The organism is Domibacillus sp. 8LH, from assembly GCF_038806185.1.
Taxonomy (GTDB): domain Bacteria; phylum Bacillota; class Bacilli; order Bacillales; family Domibacillaceae; genus Domibacillus; species Domibacillus indicus_A.
Map to the genome: position 1 here is coordinate 1 of NZ_JAVJNG010000059.1, position 4,709 is coordinate 4,709.

Sequence of the window (4,709 nt, forward strand, 5' to 3'; positions counted from 1 at the left end):
GAGCTCCTCATCTGTTTTAGGTCAAGTGTACGTGACCTTAATTTTTCTGTCCAGATAAGTGTAGACGCTCCAAGAAGCCCTTCTTTAATATAAGCGGCAATAAAGTTCCGATTCGTCTGCAGGTACTCTGCCGCTTGGTTTAAGGTTAAGCCTTCTAGCGTTGTAGGCATTGTTTGGATTAGCCGCTCAATTTTTTTTTAGAAAAAGGAAGCCTCTGGTTACCTCCGATCCTTCATAGGTTTTAGCTTTCCTTCCTGAACATACGCATGGACCGTAGAAATAGAGAGGCCACTCATCTCTGCGACTTCCTTTGTTGAGTAACAGTTCTCTTGGTTTATTTGAATGGTTTTATCTATCCTTTTAAAAAATATCTATTTTAATTTATATTTTCTTTATCTCAAAGGGGTTATGAATAATATCGATCATGTTATTCACCTCAAAATTATTTTTCTTATAACTGTCCCTAGTGCCTATTATTTTTGTAGACATACTGAAGAGCTATTATTCTAAAGAAGATAGTTTAGTTGCTGTGGATACAAATTCTTTCATCAAAACAACAGTAAAAAAGAATATGAATACAAGCGATTTACCGTAAAACAATTGAGAAGTGAATAGAAAATTGTCGTTTCCAATCAACATAAATTAAAAATTTAATTGACTAAATAATCTGCATATTGTAGAATGAAATCAAATCTTAACGCATACGTATGCGTAACTGATAAAAGAGGAAGAAGCTACTTAGGCAGTTACCATAGAAAAATTGCAAAAATGGCGAATACAAGGGCAAGTGAATCTAAAGTTCGATATGTCCAAATGCGAGTTCTATGATTTCAAATACAAATCTTGACTTACAATAGCGCGGCAACTTAATAGATAAATTTTTGCGTTAATATGTAAGCGTTTGATAAAGAAAATATAATCCATATAATCGATAGTCAAAAACTTGAGATTAGATATGTATTAGTAATTAGGGAATGATCTTTAATAGACCTTTAGATTTAGTGATCCTTCTTCTTATTTTTTTGCTGATTTATGCAAGCGTATGCGAAAAGTGAAATTCTAAAAATACTACATAGAAAATGGTGAAAAAAATGGAGAAATATTTACAAGGAAAGACATGTATCATTACAGGAGCTGCAAGAGGAATTGGGAAAGCATTGGCTGTCAAATATGCTGAACAAGGCGCTAATATTGTGTTGATGGATTTAAATAAGGAAATGGTTGAAGCCACTGCAAAAGAAATAGAAGCATTAGGAGTAACAGTATTACCTCTTGTTGTAAATGTGACTTCTTCAAAAGAGATTGAAGCTGCAATTAAAGAAGTTGAATCTCAATTCACAAAAATTGATGTACTGGCTAACTGTGCTGGTATCTCTACTTCGAGATTAATCTTAGATATCGAAGAAGAAGAATGGGATAGAGTGTTCAATGTAAATTTAAAATCTGTTTATCTGCTTAGTAAATATGTTGGAAAAAACATGATTAGAAACGAAGTCAAAAATGGAAAAATAGTTACAATTTCATCCCAAGCTTCAAAAATTGGCGAGCTTGGAAACGGGGCGTATTGTGCATCAAAAGCGGCTGTTAATTCGTTGACCCAGGTGCTTGCGCTTGAGCTGGCAGAATACGGAATTTCGGTCAACGCAGTTTGTCCTGGTTTTGTAGATACCGAAATGCTGCAAGAGGTGTTTCAAAAACGGAGCGTAATTGAAGGCAAAGCACCACAGGAATATGAAGAATTATTAAAAGGCCAGGTTCCAATGAAGAGATTAGCGACACCTGAGGAGATAGCAGAATTTATGCTGTTTTTAAGTAGCGAGAAAGCAAACTATATTACTGGTACTTCAATGACTATTGCTGGCGGGAAAACATTAATTTAATAGAAAGGAGTTTTTATCATGAGAATGAGTTTGGTGACAGATTGTTTAGGCTTCATGTCTCTAGAAGAAATGGCTGATACTGCCGTGTCCTTAGGGTATGAAAACTTAGAATTTGCATGTGGGAATTGGTCCAAGGCCCCACATGTAGATCTGGATGCTTTAATCGAGAGTTCCATTCAACGTGAAAAATTTGTAAACGTTTTAAAGGAAAGAGGCCTTTCAATTGAGGTTCTGAATTGCTCCGGTAACCAGTTAGCTCCAAATGAGGAGGGACGAGAACACCAGAAAGTTGTGGGAAAAACATTTAAACTTGCAGAACTATTAGGGATAAAAACCATAAACATGATGTCAGGACTTCCTGGAGGAGGACCAGGAGAGACAACTCCTAACTGGGTAACAACAAGCTGGCCGCCAATCAATCTTGAAATCTTAAACTGGCAATGGAGTGAGGTAGCATTTCCATATTGGGAAAAAACCGTGAAAGAGGCAAAAGAACATGGAATTGAAAAAATTGCTTTGGAGAATCATGGCTCCCAGCTCGTTTATAATGCGGAAACACTCTTTAAGCTAAGAAATCATGTAGGAGACATGATTGGCATGAACTTTGATCCTAGTCATCTGTTCTGGATGGGAGGAGATCCAATCGCAACGTTAAGAAAATTAGGACCAGCAATCTATCATGTTCATGCCAAAGACACACGTATAGAAAAAGGACTCGTTGATGCAGAGGGTGTACTTGATACAAAAACAATTGATAGTTTTTCAAATCGTTCATGGAACTATGTAGCGTTAGGTCATGGTCATGATGTTAGCTGGTGGAAGGAATTCTTTTCCGTACTGAGTATGGTGGGGTATGACGGACAGGTTAGTCTAGAAATGGAAGACTTAACGATGGATCCACTTACTGCTTTGAAAAAGTCGACTCAGGTATTAAAGGAAGCTCTGCCTAAAGATTTCGATTAAAAAGAATACATTGAATTTAATTGAAAAAGAGACCTTGATTACGTTCCCTGATCAATTATCAACAGAAAGGAAAGGGGCAAGAATATGAACAAACAGGCTAATCAAAATCACATATCATTTTTGAGCACCATTGTCTTAGTCTCAACATTCGGAGGTCTTCTATTTGGTTATGATACCGGCGTTATCAATGGGGCTTTGCCTTATATGTCGGACGATTTTAATCTAACTTCATTCACAGAAGGTCTTGTTACAAGTGTTCTTCTTTTAGGGGCTGCGGTAGGAGCTGTATTTGGTGGTCGGCTTTCGGATGGTATTGGACGGCGTAAAAATATCCTTTTCCTTTCAATCCTTTTCTTTATTGCTACGCTTGGTTGTACCCTATCACCAAGCGTAACGGGAATGGTTATCTTCCGCTTCTTACTAGGTATGGCTGTTGGCGGAGCATCAGTAGCAGTTCCTACATTTATAGCTGAAATGTCGCCCTCTGATAGAAGAGGCCAATTGGTTACCCGTAATGAGTTAATGATTGTAGGTGGGCAATTGTTAGCCTTCGTCTTTAATGCTATTCTTGGTAACCTATTAAGTGGCGAAGGAGTTTGGCGTTACATGTTAGGTATTGCAGGAGCACCAGCAATTCTTTTATTCTTTGGTATGCTTAAAGTACCAGAAAGTCCCCGTTGGCTTGTGAAAAAGGGAAGAAACGAAGAAGCGCTGCGTATACTCCGTAAGATACGCACAGAAGAGCAAGCGCTGACTGAACTCAAAGAGATTCAAACAGCTTTGGCTGCAGAATCTGATTTGAAAGAAGCATCGTTTAAAGATCTTACTGTGCCATGGATGCGTCGCATCGTATTTATCGGAATTGCTATCGCCATTGTTACTCAAGCTACTGGCGTTAACTCAATCATGTATTATGGAACTGAAATTCTCAGACAAGCAGGTTTTGCAACGTCTGCTGCATTAATCGGCAATGTTGCAAACGGTGTCATTTCGGTTTTAGCGACAATTGTAGGGATTTGGCTTCTTGGTAGAGTCGGACGTCGCCCTATGATGTTGACGGGTTTAACAGGAACAACCTTAACCCTTCTACTAATTGGGATCCTTTCATCTACGGTTGGATCATCTGAGGCGCTTCCATATGTGATGCTGGCACTAACCATCACATTTCTCGCTTTCATGCAAGGGGCAATTGGGCCAGTATTATGGGTTTCACTATCCGAAATTTTCCCGTCACGCTTAAGAGGATTTGGCATGGGTGTTAGTGTATTCTTCCTTTGGATGACAAACTTTGTCATTGGTTTATTGTTCCCTGTCATGCTTGATAAAATGGGTTTGTCGGTAACATTCTTTATCTTCGCAGGGGTAGGATGTGTATCTATCTTCTTAATGGCGAAGTTCTTACCTGAAACTAAAGGTCGCACACTGGAAGAAATTGAAGAGTCCTTCCGTACTTATTATGATGACAAAACAGATAAATATGATGGTATCAATCATATAAAATCTCAGGTAAATAAATTTTAAGATTACACACCTATGTTAGATGTAAACGTTGATATTCCTGTATCGATGACGCTTTTCCAGTGTTGAGCTGAGAGGTTTTTTATATGAATCTTTATTAAAACGGTATAGGTAAAATAAAACTCTATTCAAATAGGAAAATGCTTGTAAATAGATCCATCTCAACCATCAGCGAGCATTATTATTAACATAATATTGAAATCGATTTCAATTTCAATAAGAACATCTATTTCTAAGGAGGAATATATACATGTCAGCAATTAATTCCGAGGTGAAAACATTACAAAACTACATAAATGGAGAATGGGTGGATTCTCTGTCCAGCCAGACCGAGACGGTTGTAAATCC

The 4,709-nt window shown here is 37.8% G+C and carries 4 protein-coding genes; 3 read left to right on the plus strand and 1 reads right to left on the minus strand.

Annotated elements, in window-relative coordinates:
• Nucleotides 1-218 precede the first annotated feature (218 nt).
• Nucleotides 219-371 (minus strand): helix-turn-helix domain-containing protein, encoded by a 153-nt coding sequence (locus RG959_RS25270; RefSeq protein WP_369335201.1) that lies wholly within the window; start codon nucleotides 369-371, stop codon nucleotides 219-221.
• A gap of 720 nt (nucleotides 372-1,091) precedes the next feature.
• Here RG959_RS25270 and RG959_RS23700 point away from each other — a divergent pair.
• From RG959_RS23700 to RG959_RS23710, 3 genes are all read left to right on the plus strand, one after another.
• On the plus strand, nucleotides 1,092-1,880 hold the full coding sequence (locus RG959_RS23700; RefSeq protein ID WP_251274549.1) for an SDR family NAD(P)-dependent oxidoreductase: 789 nt from the start codon (nucleotides 1,092-1,094) through the stop codon (nucleotides 1,878-1,880).
• Between the two features lie 18 nt (nucleotides 1,881-1,898).
• Nucleotides 1,899-2,843, plus strand: coding sequence for a sugar phosphate isomerase/epimerase family protein (locus RG959_RS23705; RefSeq protein ID WP_342799258.1), 945 nt, complete (start codon nucleotides 1,899-1,901; stop codon nucleotides 2,841-2,843).
• Nucleotides 2,844-2,927: 84 nt separating this feature from the next.
• Nucleotides 2,928-4,364: a sugar porter family MFS transporter gene (locus RG959_RS23710; RefSeq protein ID WP_342799259.1), complete on the plus strand. Its 1,437-nt coding sequence runs from the start codon at nucleotides 2,928-2,930 to the stop codon at nucleotides 4,362-4,364.
• The last annotated feature ends 345 nt before the right edge of the window (nucleotides 4,365-4,709 follow it).

Excerpts from the sequence above, each read along its gene's own strand:
- RG959_RS23705 (WP_342799258.1), top strand. The coding sequence starts at position 1,899 with ATGAGAATGAGTTTGGTGACAGATTGTTTAGGCTTCATGTCTCTAGAA.
- RG959_RS23700 (WP_251274549.1), top strand. The coding sequence starts at position 1,092 with ATGGAGAAATATTTACAAGGAAAGACATGTATCATTACAGGAGCTGCA.
- RG959_RS23710 (WP_342799259.1), top strand. The coding sequence starts at position 2,928 with ATGAACAAACAGGCTAATCAAAATCACATATCATTTTTGAGCACCATT.